This window comes from Flavobacterium mesophilum, from assembly GCF_039581405.1.
GTDB lineage: Bacteria > Bacteroidota > Bacteroidia > Flavobacteriales > Flavobacteriaceae > Flavobacterium.
This window is the reverse complement of the sequence record NZ_JBCPXZ010000001.1, coordinates 201,905-221,905: the sequence shown is the minus strand read 5'-3', so window position 1 is coordinate 221,905 and position 20,001 is coordinate 201,905. Positions and strand designations below refer to the sequence as shown.

Here is a 20,001-nt window from a genome sequence, read left to right as displayed (position 1 = left end):
ACCAAAATCAAAACAAATCTGCTACAATCTGCAAAATCTGCGTGAAACAAAAATATAAATAAATCATAAATAATTGCATTTATGTATTTAACTACGTAGTTTTGTAATATAAAATTTTAAATGCATGAAAACAGTAATAAAACCCATAGCAAACGAATACGAAAATGAAGCTGCGAATTTAATAATCAACATTCAGCAAAATGAATTTGGTGTACCAATTACTTTAGAAGATCAGCCGGATTTATTTAATATTCAAAACTTTTATCATGCTGGAGGTGGCGGTTTTTGGGGCGCTTTTATCGAAGATGAATTAGTTGGAACCATTGCTTTGGTAAAGTTTGATGAACACGAAGCCGCAATCCGAAAGATGTTTGTTAAAAAAGAATTCCGAGGAAAAGAATTTTCGATTGCCCAGAAATTGTTAGAGACTTTAATTCAATATTCCAAAGAAAACGGAATCAATGATTTATATTTGGGAACCGTTTCGATTTTAAAAGCGGCGTTACGATTTTACGAAAAAAACGGTTTTGAATATATTGAAAAGGAAGCACTGCCAGAAAAATTTCCGTTAATGAAGCCCGATACGGTTTTCTGCCATTTAAATTTAAAGAAATAAGAGATGAATATTATAGACGAATCAGGAATATTGGCGATTTCAACGCGATTACAGCGTTTGAGCGAGCAATTGCGAAAAGATGGCGCATTAGTTTATAAATCATACGGAATTGATTTTGAGCCCAAATGGTTTCCTGTAATCTATACGCTTCATCATAAAGATACTTTGAGTGTGGTCGAAATCGCTAATGAAATAGGCTATACGCATCCGTCAACAATTAGCTTGCTGAAGGAATTAGAAAAACAAAAACTGATTCGCTCTAAAAAAGACAAAATCGACGAACGAAAAAGGTTGATTCAGTTAACAGCAAAAGGGCAGGAGCTGATTGAACAAATGAAACCTGTTTGGGAAGTTATGAAAAATGCATTGACTGAAATCACTAATAATCAAAACAATTTATTACGAGCAATTGAAGAAGCCGAGAATAAAATTTTGCATCAAAGTTTTTTGCAACGGGCTTTACAGTTGAAGGGTCAAGAAGAGAAATAAACAAAAGCGATCTGTTTAGGATCGCTTTTCTTATTTATAAATCGGCTTAGAATAATTTGATATTCAGGATGTGATAAATTTCGATATGCTCCAAAAACTACTCCATTCTAGTTTACCACATGCCTAAAAATCGTTTCTATTATGTACGATAAATTTTATCTTTTGGTTTCTTTAAAAATGTTAAAAATTTGGAAAAAAATCCTGCTGCGTAATTTTGTCAAAGTTTTAAACTTTGACAAAGTTGATTAATAAGGAGTTATGCTTTCGTTATAATTTAAATTGATATTTATGTATCTTTATAAAATAGAATTATAAGCGTAAAAGCTTAGTATCTTAGCGACTTAGTAGCTTAGTACCTCAAAAGAAAAATCATGACTATCCAGCAATTAAAATATATTGTAGCACTTGACGAAGAACGTCATTTTGCACGCGCCGCCGAAGTCTGTATGGTGACGCAGCCTGGACTTACAATTCAGCTAAAAAATCTGGAAGAAGAAATCGGAATCAAGATTTTTGATCGCAATAAAGTGCCGCTTACGCCAACCGTTTTAGGAACTGAAATTATTACCAAAGCCAAAAAGATTCTGCGCGAAGCTGATGAAATTCGGGATTTTGTGGTGAATCAGAAAAATCTATTAGAAGGAGAGTTGAAGCTCGGTATTATTTCGACTTTGTCGCCTTATTTGATTCCGCTTTTTATTCAAGCGATGAAAGAAGCGGCACCAAAAGTACATTTCATTATCAAAGAAGGTTATACCGGACATTTAATGCGAGATCTAGAAACCGGAGCAATTGATGTCGCGATTATGGCAACGCCAACAGGAAATCCAAATTTAATTGAACATGTTATTTTTAAAGAACCTTTTGTGGCATATTTGAACCAAACGCATCCAATGGCGAATGATGAATTTTATGAAATGCAACCGGGAGATAAAACTGAATTATTGTTGTTGCATCACGAATATTGCTACAACGCACAATTGCTAGATATCTGCGGATTAAAATCATCCGATAAAATAAAAGAGCAATTTACATACGACATTAATTCGATTGAAACTTTAAAAAATCTAGTTCGTGCGCATTTGGGATTTGCCATTATTCCGAAGCTTTCTACATTGAACGAATCAGGCGGACTTTTCAAACCTTTTAAAGAACCGGTTCCGGTAAGGGAGATAAGCTTAGTAGTTTCGGATTCATTTTCAAAAAAGCTTTTATTAGAAAAAATGAACGAGGCCATTTGGAATTGTCTTCCCGAATCCCTCAAAAAAGATTTTAATTATAGAAAAATCCGTTGGAATGATTCGCCTTATTTTATTAAAGAGGTTAGTAAGTATTCTTAAGAAAATCCAATAAATGAGGAAATTCCAATACAAAAATTCCAAATTCCAATTTGAATAGTTATGTGTTCAAATTGGAATTTGGAATTTATTTTTAGAAATTTCCCCCCAAACCCTTGGAATTTGGAATTTAAAATATTGAAATTTATTTCTTAGATGCCTCAATAATCACATTCGCCACTTTCTCAGGTTGAGAAATAAACACCACATGGCTACCTTTGATTTCAGTGATTTTAGTGTTTGAACGTTTGTACATGGCACGCTCGATATCTGGATTGATGCTTTTGTCTTCTGTAGCAACTATTCCGTATGAAGGTTTAGTTCTCCAAGCCGCTTTAGTGATTGGTGTTCCAAAACCTTTTGCGTAGAAAGCACCTTGAGAAGCGAACATAAAATCAGCATCTTCTTTGCTTAAATCGCCCGCAAAACCAGCGCGGAATTTCGCTTTGTCATAGTATGCAATACCTTTGTCGTCTGGAGCCAAAACACCATTTTCAGGAGCTGGGGGAGCAGTTTGCAACCATTGAACAGAGTTTTCGCCATTATCAGGCTGTAAAGCTGCAATGTAAACCAAAGCCGCAACTTTTGGGTGATTTCCAGCTTCAGTAATTACAGTTCCTCCCCAAGAATGTCCAACCAAAATTGTTGGTCCGTCTTGTTTGTCTAAAGCTAAATTTGTAGCTCTCACATCATCTTCCAAAGAGCTTAGCGGATTCTGAACGATTGTTACATTATACCCTTTTTTAGTCAAAATTTGGTATAAACCTTTATACCCTGATCCATCTGCGAAAGCACCGTGAACCAATACAACGTTTTTAATTTGAGAAACTGTTTTTTGAGCGTTTGCATTTACTGTTGTAAATAATAAAGTAAGAATTAGTGCTCCGAATGCTAAAAAGCTTTTAAATATTGTTTTCATTTTATTTAGATTTTAAATTTTTATTGTTGATTTAATTAGAAATTCCAATATTGAAATTCCAAATTCCAAGCTTTAGCTTGAGGTGTTTTTTAATTGGAATTTGGAATTTTAAAAATTGGGATTTGTTTATAATAAGTTGATTGATAATGTAATTTCAGTATTAAGCAATTTAGAAATTGGACAAATCTCTTTTGCTTTTTGAGCTGTTTTTTGGAAATCTTCTTCAGAGATTCCTGGAACTTTTCCAGTAAGCTCTAATTGGATTAAAGTAATTGTTCCGTCTTCAAAAGTTACTTTGGCTGTTGTATCTAAATCTTCTGGAACAAAACCAGCTTCAGATAATAAAAAGCTCAATTGCATAGTAAAACAGCCAGAATGTGCTGCTGCGATTAATTCTTCAGGATTAGTTCCAACACCTTGCTCGAAACGAGTTTTAAAAGATAATTGTGCATTATCTAAAGTTGTACTTTGAGTACTAATGGTTCCTTTTCCTTCCATTCCTGTACCTTTCCAGTTTGCGTTTGCTCTTCTTGTAAATTTCATGATTTCTATTTTTTAAATTATTTTTTAAGATGTTCAAATCATTTCTTTGATTTTGATGAGACAAAGGTATAGCGATGGCTATTATTAATCAAATTAATAATTTTTAGTATTTATAAAAATAATTTATAATTATTGATTTTACTGGTATAGATTTAAACTTTGAGTCGAAACTTTTTTTGTTCTTAAATTTTCAATAAAAGAAATAAAAGAGGGGATTTACTTACTATTTGGTTTCAGATTAGAATTTGAAACAAACTAAATCGTTGATTTTTAGTTTTATAAAAGCATTGAAATTATTTTTATCCGAAACAATTTTTTATAAGTAAACCAGAAAAATAATTTTTGAATGAATAACCTAATTTTTAGATTTATGAAAAATGCTTTTCTACTAATTACAGTTTGTTTGAGCGCTATTTTGTTCTCTTGCAAGAAAGATAAAGATCAAGTACCGACAGAAACTGAAAAGTCTGAAACTGTCGATTCCACTTTTGCGGATAACGGTTGGCCACGCGAAGCTGAAAATAACGGAACAAAACTCGTTTATTATCAGCCTCAGGTGGATGACTGGAAAGATTTTAAAGAATTGACAGCTCGAGTGGCTTTTTCTTTGACACCGAAAGATGGAAAACAGGTTGTAGGAGTGGCTTCTTTAAAAGCAGAAACTTTGGTTGATAAAGACAACCGAAGCGCTTTTATTAAAAATCTTCAAGTAACCGATATTCGATTTCCAGCTTTGGATGAAAAGAAAGTTCCTGAAATGACAAAACTTTTCAAAGAAACGTTGCCTCAAAGTGGTGATCCGATTTCGGTAGATCGAATCTTGGCCGATTTAAGCCATACGAAAGCGCCACCAAAAGGAATTGCCGCTAAAAACGATCCGCCAGCTATTTTTTATAGTACGAATCCATCGCTTTTGTTGATTGTACAAGGAGAGCCGGTTTTAGTGCCAATTGATAAATCGGATATGCAATATGTGGTGAATACCAATTGGGATTTGTTTTTTGATAAAACAACTAAAGATTATTATTTGTTAGCCGAAAATATTTGGCTGACTTCAAAAGCGCTTGACGGTAAATGGACAAAAACGACGAAACTGCCTTCAGGATTAACCAATCTGCCATCAGGACAAAATTTTGATGAAGTCAAAAAAATGATTCCGCCTCCATCTTCAGGAAATGCTCCAGAGGTTTTCTACAGCAATAAACCAGCCGAATTGATTGCCGTAAGCGGAAGTCCGAAGTTCATTAAAATTGACGGAACTAAATTAATGTACATCGACAATACGGAAAATGATGTTTTTGCCAATGAAGCCGATGGTCAATATTATGTATTATTATCAGGAAGATGGTTTAAATCTAAAGAGTTAAAAGGACCTTGGTCGTATGCAGGAAATAGCCTGCCTGCCGATTTTGCTAAAATCCCTAAAGATTCTCCACGTGCAAATGTGTTGGCATCAGTACCGGGAACGCAAGAAGCCAAAGATGCTGTAATGTTAGCGCAAGTTCCAACAACGGCTATTTTGAAAAAATCAGATGCTGAAGCAAAAGTAAAAGTGACTTATGATGGCGGAACAGCTCAATTTAAACCAATTGAAGGAACAAAAATGCAATATGCGAGCAATACACAAGAGAAAATCATCAAAGTAGGCGATTTGTATTATTTATGTTTTCAAGCGGTTTGGTTTATGTCGACAAGTCCAAACGGACCTTGGAAAACAGCGGATTCTGTTCCGAAAGAAATTTATACAATTCCGCCAAGTTCGCCTGTATATAACGTGACGTATGTAACGCAAACCACTACGGATACTACTGTAGAAAGCAGTTCAACTGCGGGTTATTTGGGTGCTTTTATTATTGGAGCTACTTTTGGCGCGATATTGACATATGGTACAGGCTGGTATTATCCGCCTTATGTATATTATGGAGGATTATATCCAATTTACCGTCCGTGGCCGTATGCGTACGGAGGCGGAGCGGTTTACAATCCGTGGACGGGTGGCTACGCAGCCGGAAGACGCGTTTACGGACCTTATGGCGCTGCAGGAACTTCGGCTTGGTACAATCCAGCAACAGGAAGATACGGGCGTTCTGCAAGTGTGCAAGGTTGGTATGGTGGTCGTACTGCGGCAAGTACATACAATCCGTGGACAGGAAATTACGCCAGAACCAATCAAGGTCATAACGCTTATGCACAATGGGGACATTCTGCCGCTACAAACGGAAATCAATGGGCACAAACCGGACATATCACAACCCGACGCGGAACAGCAGTTGCGTACCAAACTTCGGGTGGAAAAGAAGGTGTAATTACACATCACCGTGGTGGCGGAACGACTGTTCGTACCAACAATAATCTATACGCAGGCCATGACGGACATGTTTATAAAAGAGATGCCAACGGAAACTGGAGTCATTACAACAACGGAAACGGTGGCTGGACGCAAGCAGGAACTTTAGGTTCGTCAAAAAAAGCAGGTGAAGGCATTCAGAATAGAGCGAATCAAGGACTTGGTGCCAATGGAGCAGGGGAGCGCATCCAGCGTGATAACCCGAATCAGGGACTTGGAGCCAATGGTGCTGGCGAAAGAATCCAACGTGATAACTTGCCGAACAACCAAAATTTAGGTGGCGAAACCCGATTAGGTGACAGAACGCAAGGAAATAATTTGAATAGACCGGATCAAACGCTAGGACAACCAAACAAACCTCTTGGAGAACCTGGCCGTGCTGATGTTACAAATGATCTTGACCGTTCTGCTTTTTCAAGAGACCGTGGCGAATCGCAAACGCGTAATTTCCAAAACTTCCAACGCCAAGGTGGTTTTAATGGTGGCGGATTTGGCGGTGGTGGATTTCGTGGCGGTGGTGGCGGATTTAGAGGTAGAAGATAGGTTTTTAGGTTAGTTATTAATTCATAAAAAAATCAGGTTTGGTAGTTGGATGCCGGGCCTGATTTTTTTATTTTAATTTATTTCATCAAAGAAATCCATATCAATTCGTTTTAGTAGAATAGTTTCTTCTACTTGAACGCCTACATTAAATTCTATTGCTAGATTAGCTAATTTTTTGCCATCTATAAGGATTATTTTATGCTGTTTGCTTTCCAACGCAGTCTTTATAGCTTCTGGTGAGAAAGAAGAAGTTGTTAAAAACACCCCTTTATTAAATCCTTTAACTGCTAAAGAACCTATGAAATTTCTAATATCTGGTGAGCCTACATTTCCTTCTTTAAATCTTTTTGCTTGAATACCGACAGATTCGAGACCTAATACATCTTGCATTATTACTCCATCTATACCATTATCGCCACTGGTGCCAGTTACCAAACCAGTAATTGAGGATGAAGTAAAAACGGCCAAAGCACTTGGTCAGCTTATTTTGAGTATCAGGCCGGATGCCAAGATTTTATCGTACATTCAGAGTATTGATGGCGCTGTGACTTATTTGATGGAAAACGATCAGCCGGACTTGATTTTTATGGATATTCAGCTGGCGGACGGACTTTGTTTTGAGATTTTTAAAAACGTTGAGGTCTTGTCTCCGGTTATTTTCTGTACTGCTTTTGATGATTATGCTATTGAAGCTTTCAAATCTAACGGAATCGATTATGTCTTGAAGCCTTTTTCAAGAGATAGCATTTCGCAAGCCATTAAAAAAGCAGGCGAATTGAAGAATTTCTTCCAAAGAAATAAAAAAATGATGCCCGATTTCGATTATCTTTTAACGAGAACTGGGGAAAACACGGGTAAAAGCAGTTTCTTGGTTTTTAAAAACAATAAATATCAAACGATTCAAACCGAGAACATTGCGTTTTTCTTTATCAAAAATGAAACGCCTACGATTATGACTTTTGATAAAAATGAATATCAGCTTACGCAATCGCTAGACGAGGTTCATAAGTTATTGTCACCGATTCAGTTTTTCAGAATGAACCGACAATATTTGGTCAATTTTTCTGCAATTAGAGAAGCAGAGCATTACTTTTCGCGTAAGCTGATCATCAAACTAACAATTCCGACAGAAGAAAAGTTATTGGTTGGAAAAGAGAAGGCAACGGCTTTTTTAAGCTGGCTGGAAAACCGATAATAAATTTGGGTGATTTAACCGCAATCCCGATAGCTATCGGGAGCTAAGATTTTTTTACATTCAAGACTGAATATAACCGCAAAGTTCGCAAAGCTATATGTTTTAAAGCTTTGCGAACTTTGCGGTTAAAAACACGTTGCGTTATATTTTAAGTTTTTGTTTATATAATTGTTTTTAAAGTAAACTAATATAGCTGTTTATATTTATTTCTTTAAGAAATATTTCATCGTGCGAAACCACAATCAAAGTACCTTGATATTCATTCAAAGCGGCAGTCAGAATTTCGATATTTTGAATGTCAAGATTGTTTGTTGGTTCGTCTAAAATGATTAAATCTGGCGCTTGATTTTTTATTGTCAAACCGCAGAGCATTAAGCGCATTCTTTCTCCTCCGCTTAAATAAAGGCAAGGTTTATCCCAATCCGATTGTCCAAAAAGGAAACGGTTTAATCGCATTTTGACATCGTGTTCTTCTAAACCTGAAGTATTGTTTTGTTGCGCTTGCTCGTAAACTGTCAAAGAATTTCTTATTAGCGAATAATCCTGGTCGATATAAACGCTTTCGCAGTCTGCAACCTTAAGAGTTCCTGTTTTTGGCTGTAATTCGTTTAAAAGTAGCTTAATTAACGTGGTTTTACCAGATCCGTTATTTCCTTTTAAAGCGATTCGTTCGCCTGAAAGAATCTGAAAATTCAAATCGGTTTTCCAGAGTTTTTCTTCGCTGTAGCTGTAATTCAGTGATTCGGCGGTAAACATTACTTTTCCTTTGTGCAGGCGTGAATTATCTAATCCGAATTTCATTTTGTCCAAACTGGAAACATTATCGCGCAATTCCCTTAATTCTTGTGCAATGCCACCAATTTTTTCCGCATGAACACTTTTGGTTTTCGAAGTGCTGTTTTCGGCCTTATTTTTCAAAGTATTCATCATAATGCGGGCAACTCCAGCTTTTTCCTGTTTCTTTTTGCCTTTCGCATCTGATTTTTGTTGTCTTTCAATCGTTTCTCGTTGTTTTTCTTTTGCTTTTTGAAGTGCTTTTTCTTTCGAATGAATATCCTGCGCTAATGCATTCTTTTCGACATTCTTTTGTTCCAAATAAAAATCATAGTTTCCGCCGTACGTTTTGATTCCGTTTGACTTTAACTCGCAGGTTGTGTCGAGCAAATTCAGCAATTTGCGATCATGGCTTACAATCAGCATCGTTAAGGACGAATCTTTGATGAATTGATACAACAGATTTCTTCCTTCAACATCAAGATGATTACTGGGTTCGTCCAATAAAATAAGTTTCAGCTGATGAATTATAATTCCAGCAAGAAAGACTTTTGTTTTCTGGCCTCCGCTCAAAAACTGCATTTTTTGATTCAAATCTAAATCAGTTAAATGCCAGTATTTTAAAGCTTCGTTGCATCGATCTTCAATCGTCCAGTCGTCGTTGAGTGTATTTAAATTGGCTTCGCTAACATTTCCTTCTAGAATCTCTCTAAAAGCAGTAAGTTTTGGCCCAATTTGCAACGCTTCAGCAATTGTCAAATGATTGTATTGCCCGAAAATCTGCGGAATATAATACGGTTCCGACTCCATTTCGATTGTTCCGCTTGACGGAAATAATTCTTTTGCAATAATTTTAAGCAAAGTTGATTTTCCAGAACCATTATGTCCTGTTAAGGCAATTTTATCGCCTGTATTTACTGTTAAACTGACGTTGTTGAACAGCAATTCTGTATTAGAATGTGTATATGAAATGTTTTGAAGAATGATCATAATTTCTTTCTTAAGCATTAATAAATGAGCAAAACCAAAGTCTGGCTTGCTGTCTCTATATCTGAAAGAAATTATTTATTCACATTTACTTGAAGCGTTCGTTTGAAAGTGCAAAGATAAGAAATGTTTTAAAAATCAAAAACGACTTTTAAAGCTGCGGCCTGGGCGCATTTTAAATAATAGACCACAGATGAAACAGATCGAACGGATTTTCGCTGAAATTAATCTTGAAAACATGCTTTAGATATTTAAATAAAAATCCGTGATAATCAGTACAATCTGTTTTATCCGTGGCCCATTTAAAAATTAGCCTACAATCATGTTTTTAGAATAATTAGCGGCATATAATTGTCTAAACATAGCATAAGTTACGCTTACCATCGTAAAAGCAATAATGGCATCGATGGTTGCTGGGAAGCCTAAAACTGCCAATTTTGAAAAGAAAGCAAAGATGATGTCAAAGAAAACTCCAGCAAATACCCATTCTTTCAATCGCAATAATTTGTTCGGAATCAATAAAGTGATTACGCCAGAAACTTTAAATACGCCCAAAATGTAAATGAAATGTGCTGGGTAGCCCAATTGTTGTGTTATTCCCCAAACAATTGGGTTAGATGTTAGTTCGAAAAACCCGCTGGCACCAAACCATAAAGAAGTTAAAATGATTCCTGTCCAGTAAATAATTTTTGTTGTTTTTGTGTTCATGATTTTAATTTTTAAGTTGTTAAACAGGACAAAATTGCGTCAGATACAGCAGAAAACATATCAGATTTTAGGTGAAACGGACAATTTGATTTCTCAAATAGACATTCTGAAAGTTCAGCCGATTTTATAACTTTACAGTAGACTTAAAAACCGAAACTAAACGATGGAAGCCAAAGCCATTTTGCAACAACATATCGCCAAGACCGCTGTATTGACAGACGAGGAATTTGATTATTTCTATTCTCATTTCAAACCTTTGTCTTTCAAAAAAGGGCAAACCATTATTAGCGCGGGCGATAAAGTGAACTGCGAATATTTTGTGATTTCAGGCTGTTTAAAGTCTTTTTTCATCAATGATGAAATCAAAATGTATATACTGCAGTTTGCAATGCCAACTTGGTGGGCATCAGATTATAGTGCGTTGTACAATCAAACTGAAGCGACCATAAATGTGGATTGTATTACAGATGCCGAGGTACTTTGTCTCTCAAACGAAGACCGTGAAAAACTCTGCAAAGAATTTCATCAAGTGGAACATTTCTTCCGTTGGCGAACGAATAAAGGATATATCGCTTCCCAAAAAAGGCTTTTATCGTTTATGAATAATAATGTCAAAGTGCGTTACGAAGAGCTTTTGGCGTTATATCCGCAGTTGTATAATCTTGTCCCAAAACATTTAATTGCCGCTTATTTAGGCGTTTCCAGAGAAACCTTAAGCCGACTTTATAATTCATAATCTTTTTTGCCCACGGATTTGAGGGATTAAACTGATTTAGATAGTTTGTTTCACGCTCCCGATAGCTATCGGGATTGCTGATTTAAGCTGATTATTTTTTATCTGCCTAAATCGGCGTGAAACCAAAATTATGCGACACAATATGAATCTGTTCAATCTGCAAAATCTGCGAGAGCTTAAAAATTATGCAGCATTTGACATAAAAAATCTGTGAATATCAGCTTAAATCTGCTATCCCGATAGCTATCGGGAGCGTGAAACAAAAGCCTTTATGCGTGTGCAAAATAAACCTTTGCAACTTTGTCCCTCTGTCTCTTTGTCCCTCAAAAAGTGATCTAGGTCACGTAACCAATTTTGATAACCGCCGTTCCTTTGTATTGTACTTTTAAATACAATAAAAATGGAAACAACAAATTATAAAATCGTAAGTTCAAACAGCAACGTAGAATGGACCGGAAGAAAAGTAACCGGTGCGCATAATGGTACAATTGGTATCAAAGAAGGTAATTTCATCTTGAATGATGGAAAAATAAAAGGAGGAAATGTTGTCATCAATACTTCCAAAATAAAAATTTTAGACATTACAGATCCAGATGCAAATGCACAATTTGCTGGACATTTGGCTTCAGATGATTTTTTCTCAATCGAAAAATTCCCTACAGCATCTTTTGACATTCTTAGTGTAAAAGAAACTGGAAATGGAGTTTATCACTTAGAAGGAAATCTTACCATTAAAGACATTACGCATTTAGTCGGTTTTGACGCCAAAATAGAAAATGGCAGAAATGCAATTTCGCTTAGCGGAAAACTGCTTATTGATCGTACCAAATATGATATTAAATTCCGTTCAGGAAATTTTTTCAAAGATTTGGGCGACACTTTGATTTACAATGACTTTAAGTTGGATTTCAATATCACTGCCGAAGCCATATTTTCAGAACAATCTAAAAACTAAAGACATGCCTTACGTAAAATTAGAATTGACTCGCGAAGGCGTAACACGTGAGCAAAAACAGCAATTAATCAGCGGTATCACCAATTTGATTACCGAGGTTTTGAATAAAGATCCGCATTTGACCCATATTGTGATTCAAGAAGTTGAGTTGGACGATTGGGGTTATGCAGGAGAACAAGTATCAGTATTAAGAGAAAAAGGCATTACAGCCGATAAAAAATAAATACCATGAAAAAACAAACTATAATCGTTACAGGAGCTGCTTCTGGAATTGGAAAAGGAATCGCAAAATACTTTTTGGACAGAGGAGATAATGTTGTTATTAATTCATTGACTCCAAGTGCGCTAGAAAATACATTTAATGAATTTGGAGGAGGAAGTAATCTAGCAATGTTTGCTGGTGATGTAAGCAATAAAGAAACAGGAAAACAATTAGTTAAATTAGCAATTGAAAAATTTGGTTCGGCAGATGTTTTGGTTAATAATGCTGGAATTTTTGATAGCAAGCCATTTTTAGAAGTTGATGAAACGTATTTGGATAAGTTTTTGACAACCAATTTAAAAGGAACCTATTTCACCACGCAAGCAGTAATTCCTCAAATGTTGGAACAAAAAGATGGTGTTGTCATCAATATTGGGACACCCTTGGTAAATCACGGTTTGGGCGGATGGCCGGCTTCAGCACCAGTTTCGAGCAAAGGCGCAATTCATGCACTTACAATTCAATTGGCGGCTGAATTTGGGAAACAAAATATTCGCGTAAACACTGTCGCTCCTGGCGTAATCAGAACGCCAATGCACGGTGATAAAGTTGACGCAAACGGAGGTCTGCATTTACTAAACCGAGTTGGAGAAATTGACGATGTTGCCGAAATGGTTTATACTGTTGCTAAAAGCAATTTCATTACCGGCACAATCATCAATGTTGACGGTGGAAAAGGAGCAGGACACAACTTAAATTAAAATGAAACCTATTTTATTAATTGCTTTTATGCTCTGGACTTTTCAGGGCATAAAAGCTCAAAATACAATTAAAATGGAAAATCAAGCCGAAATTGCTGCTATTAAAGATGCAGTTGAGAATTATTATTTTAAAGGAATTTACGAAGGCGATGTGATGCTTTTGGGAAGTATATTTTATCCGGGAAGCTTTATTTTTGGAGATGTGAAAGGGCAACCTTATTTTAAAACTGCTGATCTTTACTTAGATGGAGTGAAAAACAGACAAAGTCCGAAAGATTCAGGAAAACCTTTTAAAGGCGAAGTATTAAATATAAAAGTCGTAAATTCAATCGCCATTGCAGAAGTTAGTCTGAAAATGTACGATTTTAATTATCGGGATTTTTTATCTTTCCATAAAGTAAATGGAAAATGGCTTATCGTCAACAAAATGTTGACTGACTTAAGTGAATAATTTTAAATTTTAAGTGATGTGGTACAATACAAAAGCATCGGAATTGTTAGGAATTCAGTACCCGATTTTGCAAGGGCCATTTGGCGGAAATCTTTCAACACCAGAACTAACCGCGGCAGTTTCTAATGCTGGCGGTTTGGGCGGTTATGGCGCATATACGATGAGTCCGCAGGAAATTTATGAAGCAGATAAACAAATAAAAGCCTTAACCAGCAAACCGTATAACTTAAATCTTTGGGTTTCGGATTCGGATATGGATCCAAACGGAATTACAGATGGACAATATGATAAAGCAAAAGAGCTATTCAAGCCTTATTTTGATGAAGCGGGAATTCCGTTGCCAGAAAAACCAGCGCCGTTTCAATCCCGATTTGAAAATCAATTGCAAGTGCTTCTAGATATTCGTCCGAAAGTTTTCAGTTTTATGTTTGGAACACTTTCTCCGGATGTTTTGGAACAATGCAAGAAACTTGGAATTGTAACCGTTGGTGCGGCAACAACTTTAGATGAAGCTATTTATTTAGAAAATTCAGGTGTTGATATGATTATCGCTTCTGGATTTGAAGCGGGCGGGCACCGGCCTTCTTTTTTGGCTTCTGCCGAATCATCAGTAACGGGAACTTTTGTTTTATTGCAATTAATCAGAGAAAAAGTAAAGGTTCCGGTTATTGCAGCAGGAGGAATTGCAAATGGCAAGGGAATTGCCGGAGCATTAGCTTTAGGAGCGAGCGCCGTTCAGATCGGAACTGCATTTTTAGCCACTGAAGAATCAAACGCATTGCCGATCCATAGAGAAATGTTATTTTCAGAAGGATCAAAATACACCACTTTATCGCGCGCTTATACTGGAAGGCTAGGGCGTGGTATTTCAAGCCGAATTGCAAAAGAAATTTTAGGAAAAGAAGCATCAGTGTTGCCATTTCCATTACAAACTACTTTTATGTCTCATTTACGAAAAGCGACTTTAGAACAAAAAAAATGGGATATGATACTTTTTTGGGGAGGCCAAATTTCGCCAATTTTAAAGCATAGAAGAGCAGGGGAGTTGATGCATTCTTTAATTGAAGAAACTACAACGTATTTTGACGAATTGAAGAAATAATTACTTAATAATGCTATTCTTGAAGATTAAGTAGAACTCATTTCAGTATCGAAATGAGTTTTTTTTGTGGGTTCCTAGTAAGTTTTAATCTTAAAAAACAAACATTTAAAGGTTTTTAAAATGTTGTTTTTAAGATGGTTATTTCATTCTTTAAAAAATAATTCAAAAAAATCAATTTAAAACTATACTAATTCGGTAGAATTAATATATATTTGTAACGCAGAAAACATCTGCAATGATACTTATCCAGAAAGACTGAGGGAGTAGGCCCAATGATGTCTTAGCAACCTGTTGCTAAATAAGGTGCTAAATCCTTCCCGCCTTGCGGGACAGATAAGGAAGATTTCCAAAGTGAATCTGAGTAAGGTCATCAATATTAAAATTTATTTTTTCAAAAATGAAAACCAAGTCAGTTGCTTCTCGAACTTATTCAGATCGTTTGAATTTATTCTTTCCAGAAAATAACGTTATGGTTTTCCGAATGCGACCACGTTAGATTTTCTTCTTTTTCAATTCTTTAAAATTATATAAAAAGGACTTTGAAATAAAGTCTAGGAGAATTCTATTGCCCAATTTTAAGTAAAAAATCACATTTAAAAACAAAACATATTAATCACTAAAAATTAAATTACCATGAAAAAAATACTATTAGGCTTAGCGTTCTGCTTTGGAATCGTCCAAACTCAGGCACAAGAAAACAATTTGCAATTAAAAGGAACTGTTGTTGATACGGTTGCGCAATATGTATATCTGCAAAAATTTCACAATAAGATGTTTACCACAATTGATTCGGCAAAAGTGAAAGATGGGAATTTCAGTTTTAAAACCAAAGTTAAAACCCCAGAATTATACGGATTAAGCGTGAATACTGCCAGTTCTCCATTGTATGTTTTTCTTGAAAAAGAGCCTATTACGGTAAAATTGAGTCCGAAGAAATATTATTCTACTTCAGTTGTAACAGGTTCAGCTTCTCAAGATTTATTTGAAACGTACAAAAAGAGCAACGATATAGAAATCAGCAAATTCATTACGTCAAACCCTAAATCTATAGTTGCAGCTTATGTTTTGTACAGAAACTGGTCATATCGATTGACTCCAGAACAAATCACACAAAACATTGCTTTATTGGATAAAAGCCTTCACACGACTTCTTATGTGAAAGAACTAAAAGATCTTGCTGTTGTGTTGGATGGACTAGCAGTTGGAAAAAAAGCTCCTGATTTTACTGCCAATAATCCAGAAGGAAAGCCAGTTCGTCTTTATGAAAATTTGAAAGGCTATACACTAGTTGATTTTTGGGCTTCTTGGTGTGGACCTTGCCGAAGAGAAAATCCAAATATTGTGGCGGCGTATAAGGAATTTCATGATAAAGGATTCAATATTATTGGAATTTCATTGGATAAAAAGAAAGAAAACTGGGTTAAGGGAATTCAGGATGATAATTTAACCTGGACACACGTTTCTGATTTGCTTTTTTGGAATAGTGCCGTTGCTAAATTATACGGTGTACGTGCAATTCCAGGAAATTATTTAGTGGATTCAAAAGGAATTATCGTTGCTAAAAACCTGCATGGAGAAGAATTGCAAGCGACATTAAAAAAGCTTTTGGAAAATAAAATCTGATCATCTAAAAGAATTGAAATTAAGAATACAATCGTTAATTAAAAAATGACAAGGAAATGAATGCTATTGAGCCAACAACAAAACCAACAGAGCCTGAATGTTACTTTTCTAAATTTAGAGAAAACACACTAGGAGTTGAACATACTTTCGAATCGGTTTACGGAGAACAGAATCTGATTTATGCAGATTGGGTTGCCAGCGGAAGATTATACGTCCCGATTGAAGATATTATGCTCAATAAAGTTGGTCCGATGATTGCCAATACGCATTCGCTTTCAAGTCAAACAGGAAAAGCTTCCACTTTTGCATATCAGCGCGCTCGAGAGATTATTAAAAAAGCAGTAAATGCTCATGATTCAGATGTTTTGGTAGCAACTGGAAGTGGCATGACTGCTGCTTTGTCCAAACTGCAGCGTATTATGAAGTTGAGAAATAATTCTGAAAATGAAGCAGACAAACCTGTCGTTTTTATTACGCACATGGAGCATCATTCGAATCAGGTTTCATGGTACGAAACGAATGCGGATGTTGTGATTTTGCCTCCAGACGAAAACAATTTGGTTGATCCTAAAATCCTTTTAGAAGAAATAAAAAAATATTCTGATAGAAGTTTGAAAATTGGTTCGTTTACCGCTTGTTCTAACGTTACTGGAATTATAACGCCTTATCACGAATTGGCTAAAATAATGCATCAAAACGGCGGATTATGCTTTGTAGATTTTGCAGCTTCGGCGCCTTATGTAAAGATTGATATGCATCCAAAAGATCCAGAACAACATTTAGATGCTATTTTCTTTTCGCCACATAAATTTTTGGGAGGTCCAGGAACTTCTGGAATTTTGGTTTTTAATGAACAACTTTATAAATCTGATTTTCCTGATAATCCAGGAGGAGGAAATGTAAAATGGACGAATCCGCTAGGGAAGTATTGCTACAGTGATGCGATAGAAGTAAAGGAAGATGGCGGAACTCCGGGATTTTTGCAAGTTATTCGAACGGCTTTAGCTTTGGAGCTAAAAGAAAAAATGGGAGTCGAAAACATCGCCAAAAGAGAAAAAGAATTATTGGATATCTGTTTTTCGAGACTTCAAAAAATACAAGGATTGTCTATTTTGGGCGATTTAAAAAGCAAACGAATAGGCTGTGTTTCGTTTGTGATTGAAGATATTCACTATAATTTGATTGTGAGGCTTTTAAATGACCGTTTCGGAATTCAGGTTCGCGGTGGCTGGTCGTGCGCGAGTACGTATGCGCACTATCTTTTTAATATCGACGAAAAGCGATCAAAAGCCATTACAAATGAGTTGCTTCAGAAAAACCAAACCAATAAGCCGGGTTGGGTTCGTTTGTCGCTTCATCCGATAATGACAAATGATGAACTGCTGTTTGTTTGCAATGCGATTCATCAAGTGGCTTCCAATTACAAAAAATGGCAAAAAGATTATGAATATAATGCAGCAACAAATGAATTTGAAAATCCTAGAATTCAAGATACAATTGCTCGAGAAGTGAATGAATGGTTTGTTTTAGATTAGAAATTTGATCCTGTTTCGATTTTGATTTAAAGAATGTTTCACGCAGATTTTTGTTGATTTAAGCAGATTAGCACAGATTTGTTTTTTAACTCAAAATGCAAAATTTATTTTCTTTCAGGTTTAGTAAAAAATCTATTTGAATCTGCTGAAATCTGTAAAATCTGCGTGAAATCTTAATACATAGTATTATGAAAAAATCAGATGGGTTTCGTGCTGATAGTTTTGAAGAAATCAAATTAATCTATTATTTTGATAGGGTAATAAAAGTTTTTGTGTTTTTTGTATTAAAATTGGAAATTAGTGTTTAAATTTGCAACCGAAATGAAGAAAAATAACCGCAATATGAAGAATTATTACAACAGCAACATGATGTGCTGTAATGTTGTAATGCAATTCATTGAGCTGGCTTCTCTATAAAATGATATTATTTATTTCGAAAAAGCCTTTCATGAACCGTTGAAAGGCTTTTTGTTTTTAACCTTGATTATAAAATGATTGAATTAAAAAATGTAACCAAAACTTTTCACCAGAAAGACAGGATTGTTACTGCTCTTTCTGATGTGTCGTTACACGTTCCACCAGGGAAAATTTTTGGTGTTATTGGAACTTCAGGTGCAGGGAAAAGTACTTTGATCCGTTGTGTGAATTTGTTGGAAAGACCCACTTCAGGCGAAATCATTGTGGATGGAAAAGCTTTGATGCAATTGTCAAACGCCGAATTGGCAATTGAAAGAAGAGAAATCGGAATGATTTTTCAGCATTTCAATTTATTGTCTTCTAGAACTGTTTTTGAAAATGTTGCATTTCCACTGGAATTGGCAGGAACTTCAAAAACTGAAATTAAAACCCGCGTTTTAGAATTATTGGAATTGGTTGGTTTAGCTGAAAAAGCAAACGATTATCCGGCAAGTCTTTCGGGCGGGCAAAAACAGAGAGTTGCGATTGCAAGAACATTGGCAAACAATCCTAAAGTTTTATTGTGTGATGAAGCTACAAGTGCTCTAGATCCTGCAACAACACGGTCTATTTTGAATTTATTGAAAGACATCAACAAACGCTTGAACATTACCATTTTATTGATTACGCATCAAATGGAAGTGGTAAAATCAATTTGTGATGAAGTGGCCGTAATCAGTCACGGAAAATTGATCGAACAGGGAAGTGTAGGCGAAATTTTCGCAGATCCAAAACATGAATTGACAAAAGAATTTATTTCGTCTTCGCTTCATATTGAAGTTCCATCGGTTTATCAGGAGAAATTGCAGAAAGAAGACAACGGAAATTTGAATCCGTTATTGAAACTAGAAATGACAGGAAAATCAGTTAATGAACCGGTTATTTCAGAAGTTTCAAGACTTTTTGATACTGATTTCAAAATCGTAAGTGCACAAATGGATCAAGCGGGCGAAGTTAATTTTGGCGTTATGCTGATTGAACTTTCAGGAAAACGCGAAAATTATGATGCTGCAATTCAATATTTTAATTCAAAACACATAAAAACAGAAATTATAGGTTATGTCTGATTCAATTATAGATTTATTATTAAAAGGAACATGGGAAACCATTGTTATGACCTTTGTCTCGGGATTTTTTGGTTTTGTAATTGGTTTGCCAACAGGAATTTTGCTTTTCTTGACGCGTAAAAATCAAATACTGGAACAACCCGTTTTAAACAGAATTTTATCGGTTTTGGTAAATGTATTTCGTTCTATTCCATTTATCATTCTAATCGTTTGGATGATTCCGTTTACACGTGCTATTGTTGGAACTTCTATTGGTGTTAGTGCGGCATTGGTTCCATTAAGTATTGGCGCGGCGCCGTTTATTGCGCGTTTAGTTGAAAACTCTTTGTTGAGTCTTCCTTCTGGATTGATTGAAGCTGCAAGAGCTTTAGGAGCGACACCTTTTCAGATTGTATATAAAGTATTGCTTCCAGAAGCGTTGCCATCGTTGATAAATGCCGCATCGATTACATTGATTACTCTTGTAGGCTATTCTGCTATGGGTGGAGCAGTTGGAGCTGGCGGATTAGGGCAAGTTGGTTATCAGTATGGATACATTGGTTATGATGCCGTTACAATGAATTCGGTTTTGGCTTTATTGGTAATATTAGTATTCATCATTCAATTTACAGGAGATAAATTATCAAAACGATTTGATCATAGATAATCATCAATT

General features: G+C 35.7%; 20 protein-coding genes and 1 riboswitch. Of the genes, 15 read left to right on the top strand and 5 right to left on the bottom strand.

The window, feature by feature from the left end:
• Window positions 1–124: 124 nt before the first annotated feature.
• The 3 genes from AAYQ19_RS00855 (at window position 125) to AAYQ19_RS00845 (ending at window position 2,445) form a co-directional block, all read left to right on the top strand.
• The gene (locus tag AAYQ19_RS00855; RefSeq protein ID WP_343532864.1) at window positions 125–616 is read left to right on the top strand and encodes a GNAT family N-acetyltransferase; all 492 of its coding nucleotides are present in this window, start codon (window positions 125–127) and stop codon (window positions 614–616) included.
• 3 nt (window positions 617–619) lie between these two features.
• Window positions 620–1,105 carry a MarR family winged helix-turn-helix transcriptional regulator gene (locus tag AAYQ19_RS00850; protein ID WP_343532862.1) on the top strand — a complete coding sequence of 162 codons (486 nt, stop codon included), beginning with the start codon at window positions 620–622 and terminating at the stop codon, window positions 1,103–1,105.
• 371 nt (window positions 1,106–1,476) lie between these two features.
• Window positions 1,477–2,445 (top strand): hydrogen peroxide-inducible genes activator, encoded by a 969-nt coding sequence (locus AAYQ19_RS00845; protein ID WP_343532860.1) that lies wholly within the window; start codon window positions 1,477–1,479, stop codon window positions 2,443–2,445.
• 142 nt (window positions 2,446–2,587) lie between these two features.
• On the opposite strand, the gene AAYQ19_RS00840 is transcribed toward AAYQ19_RS00845, so the two are convergent.
• Entirely contained in the window at window positions 2,588–3,361 is a 774-nt protein-coding gene (locus AAYQ19_RS00840) for an alpha/beta hydrolase (RefSeq protein WP_343532858.1), read from the bottom strand.
• A gap of 126 nt (window positions 3,362–3,487) precedes the next feature.
• Window positions 3,488–3,904, bottom strand: coding sequence for an OsmC family protein (locus AAYQ19_RS00835; protein ID WP_343532856.1), 417 nt, complete (start codon window positions 3,902–3,904; stop codon window positions 3,488–3,490).
• Between the two features lie 346 nt (window positions 3,905–4,250).
• On the opposite strand from AAYQ19_RS00835, the gene AAYQ19_RS00830 reads away from it, so the two are divergent.
• Window positions 4,251–6,794 carry a dermokine domain-containing protein gene (locus AAYQ19_RS00830; protein WP_343532854.1) on the top strand — a complete coding sequence of 848 codons (2,544 nt, stop codon included), beginning with the start codon at window positions 4,251–4,253 and terminating at the stop codon, window positions 6,792–6,794.
• A gap of 72 nt (window positions 6,795–6,866) precedes the next feature.
• Here AAYQ19_RS00830 and AAYQ19_RS00825 read toward each other — a convergent pair whose 3' ends face one another.
• Window positions 6,867–7,229 carry a restriction endonuclease gene (locus AAYQ19_RS00825; protein WP_343532853.1) on the bottom strand — a complete coding sequence of 121 codons (363 nt, stop codon included), beginning with the start codon at window positions 7,227–7,229 and terminating at the stop codon, window positions 6,867–6,869.
• On the opposite strand from AAYQ19_RS00825, the gene AAYQ19_RS00820 reads away from it, so the two are divergent.
• On the top strand, window positions 7,216–7,989 hold the full coding sequence (locus AAYQ19_RS00820) for a LytR/AlgR family response regulator transcription factor (protein WP_343532851.1): 774 nt from the start codon (window positions 7,216–7,218) through the stop codon (window positions 7,987–7,989). The two genes, AAYQ19_RS00825 and AAYQ19_RS00820, sit on opposite strands and share 14 nt — an antisense overlap.
• 174 nt (window positions 7,990–8,163) lie before the next feature.
• Here the strand turns inward: AAYQ19_RS00820 and AAYQ19_RS00815 are convergent, their stop codons facing one another.
• Together AAYQ19_RS00815 and AAYQ19_RS00810 are read right to left on the bottom strand one after the other, a co-directional pair.
• The gene (locus AAYQ19_RS00815; protein ID WP_343532849.1) at window positions 8,164–9,753 is read right to left on the bottom strand and encodes an ABC-F family ATP-binding cassette domain-containing protein; all 1,590 of its coding nucleotides are present in this window, start codon (window positions 9,751–9,753) and stop codon (window positions 8,164–8,166) included.
• A gap of 306 nt (window positions 9,754–10,059) precedes the next feature.
• A complete protein-coding gene (locus tag AAYQ19_RS00810) occupies window positions 10,060–10,458 on the bottom strand; it encodes a DoxX family protein (RefSeq protein ID WP_343532847.1) in 399 nt (132 codons plus the stop codon).
• 163 nt (window positions 10,459–10,621) lie between these two features.
• Here AAYQ19_RS00810 and AAYQ19_RS00805 point away from each other — a divergent pair, with 163 nt between their 5' ends.
• The 10 genes from AAYQ19_RS00805 (at window position 10,622) to AAYQ19_RS00760 (ending at window position 19,992) form a co-directional block, all read left to right on the top strand.
• Window positions 10,622–11,194 carry a Crp/Fnr family transcriptional regulator gene (locus AAYQ19_RS00805; protein ID WP_343532844.1) on the top strand — a complete coding sequence of 191 codons (573 nt, stop codon included), beginning with the start codon at window positions 10,622–10,624 and terminating at the stop codon, window positions 11,192–11,194.
• Window positions 11,195–11,594: 400 nt separating this feature from the next.
• Entirely contained in the window at window positions 11,595–12,149 is a 555-nt protein-coding gene (locus tag AAYQ19_RS00800; protein ID WP_343532842.1) for a YceI family protein, read from the top strand.
• A 4-nt stretch (window positions 12,150–12,153) separates the two neighbouring features.
• Window positions 12,154–12,372, top strand: a complete 219-nt coding sequence (locus tag AAYQ19_RS00795; RefSeq protein WP_133524145.1) for a tautomerase family protein — start codon at window positions 12,154–12,156, stop codon at window positions 12,370–12,372.
• Window positions 12,373–12,377: 5 nt separating this feature from the next.
• The gene (locus AAYQ19_RS00790) at window positions 12,378–13,112 is read left to right on the top strand and encodes an SDR family NAD(P)-dependent oxidoreductase (RefSeq protein WP_343532838.1); all 735 of its coding nucleotides are present in this window, start codon (window positions 12,378–12,380) and stop codon (window positions 13,110–13,112) included.
• 1 nt (window position 13,113) lies between these two features.
• Window positions 13,114–13,563: a nuclear transport factor 2 family protein gene (locus AAYQ19_RS00785; RefSeq protein ID WP_343532835.1), complete on the top strand. Its 450-nt coding sequence runs from the start codon at window positions 13,114–13,116 to the stop codon at window positions 13,561–13,563.
• A gap of 16 nt (window positions 13,564–13,579) precedes the next feature.
• Window positions 13,580–14,665, top strand: a complete 1,086-nt coding sequence (locus tag AAYQ19_RS00780) for an NAD(P)H-dependent flavin oxidoreductase (RefSeq protein ID WP_343532833.1) — start codon at window positions 13,580–13,582, stop codon at window positions 14,663–14,665.
• Window positions 14,666–14,904: 239 nt separating this feature from the next.
• Window positions 14,905–15,005: riboswitch (SAM riboswitch) on the top strand.
• A 293-nt stretch (window positions 15,006–15,298) separates the two neighbouring features.
• Window positions 15,299–16,288 carry a redoxin domain-containing protein gene (locus AAYQ19_RS00775; protein ID WP_343532831.1) on the top strand — a complete coding sequence of 330 codons (990 nt, stop codon included), beginning with the start codon at window positions 15,299–15,301 and terminating at the stop codon, window positions 16,286–16,288.
• A gap of 56 nt (window positions 16,289–16,344) precedes the next feature.
• The gene (locus AAYQ19_RS00770) at window positions 16,345–17,823 is read left to right on the top strand and encodes an aminotransferase class V-fold PLP-dependent enzyme (protein WP_343532829.1); all 1,479 of its coding nucleotides are present in this window, start codon (window positions 16,345–16,347) and stop codon (window positions 17,821–17,823) included.
• Window positions 17,824–18,314: 491 nt separating this feature from the next.
• Window positions 18,315–19,346, top strand: a complete 1,032-nt coding sequence (metN, locus tag AAYQ19_RS00765) for a methionine ABC transporter ATP-binding protein MetN (protein WP_343532827.1) — start codon at window positions 18,315–18,317, stop codon at window positions 19,344–19,346.
• On the top strand, window positions 19,339–19,992 hold the full coding sequence (locus AAYQ19_RS00760) for a methionine ABC transporter permease MetI (RefSeq protein ID WP_343532825.1): 654 nt from the start codon (window positions 19,339–19,341) through the stop codon (window positions 19,990–19,992). Before metN ends, AAYQ19_RS00760 begins: the two co-directional genes overlap by 8 nt.
• Window positions 19,993–20,001: the final 9 nt, after the last annotated feature.

Excerpts from the sequence above, each read along its gene's own strand:
- AAYQ19_RS00855 (WP_343532864.1), top strand. The coding sequence starts at position 125 with ATGAAAACAGTAATAAAACCCATAGCAAACGAATACGAAAATGAAGCT.
- AAYQ19_RS00850 (WP_343532862.1), top strand. The coding sequence starts at position 620 with ATGAATATTATAGACGAATCAGGAATATTGGCGATTTCAACGCGATTA.
- AAYQ19_RS00845 (WP_343532860.1), top strand. The coding sequence starts at position 1,477 with ATGACTATCCAGCAATTAAAATATATTGTAGCACTTGACGAAGAACGT.
- AAYQ19_RS00840 (WP_343532858.1), bottom strand. The coding sequence starts at position 3,361 with ATGAAAACAATATTTAAAAGCTTTTTAGCATTCGGAGCACTAATTCTT.
- AAYQ19_RS00835 (WP_343532856.1), bottom strand. The coding sequence starts at position 3,904 with ATGAAATTTACAAGAAGAGCAAACGCAAACTGGAAAGGTACAGGAATG.
- AAYQ19_RS00830 (WP_343532854.1), top strand. The coding sequence starts at position 4,251 with ATGAATAACCTAATTTTTAGATTTATGAAAAATGCTTTTCTACTAATT.
- AAYQ19_RS00815 (WP_343532849.1), bottom strand. The coding sequence starts at position 9,753 with ATGATCATTCTTCAAAACATTTCATATACACATTCTAATACAGAATTG.
- AAYQ19_RS00810 (WP_343532847.1), bottom strand. The coding sequence starts at position 10,458 with ATGAACACAAAAACAACAAAAATTATTTACTGGACAGGAATCATTTTA.
- AAYQ19_RS00805 (WP_343532844.1), top strand. The coding sequence starts at position 10,622 with ATGGAAGCCAAAGCCATTTTGCAACAACATATCGCCAAGACCGCTGTA.
- AAYQ19_RS00800 (WP_343532842.1), top strand. The coding sequence starts at position 11,595 with ATGGAAACAACAAATTATAAAATCGTAAGTTCAAACAGCAACGTAGAA.
- AAYQ19_RS00795 (WP_133524145.1), top strand. The coding sequence starts at position 12,154 with ATGCCTTACGTAAAATTAGAATTGACTCGCGAAGGCGTAACACGTGAG.
- AAYQ19_RS00790 (WP_343532838.1), top strand. The coding sequence starts at position 12,378 with ATGAAAAAACAAACTATAATCGTTACAGGAGCTGCTTCTGGAATTGGA.
- AAYQ19_RS00785 (WP_343532835.1), top strand. The coding sequence starts at position 13,114 with ATGAAACCTATTTTATTAATTGCTTTTATGCTCTGGACTTTTCAGGGC.
- AAYQ19_RS00780 (WP_343532833.1), top strand. The coding sequence starts at position 13,580 with ATGTGGTACAATACAAAAGCATCGGAATTGTTAGGAATTCAGTACCCG.
- AAYQ19_RS00775 (WP_343532831.1), top strand. The coding sequence starts at position 15,299 with ATGAAAAAAATACTATTAGGCTTAGCGTTCTGCTTTGGAATCGTCCAA.
- AAYQ19_RS00770 (WP_343532829.1), top strand. The coding sequence starts at position 16,345 with ATGAATGCTATTGAGCCAACAACAAAACCAACAGAGCCTGAATGTTAC.
- metN (WP_343532827.1), top strand. The coding sequence starts at position 18,315 with ATGATTGAATTAAAAAATGTAACCAAAACTTTTCACCAGAAAGACAGG.
- AAYQ19_RS00760 (WP_343532825.1), top strand. The coding sequence starts at position 19,339 with ATGTCTGATTCAATTATAGATTTATTATTAAAAGGAACATGGGAAACC.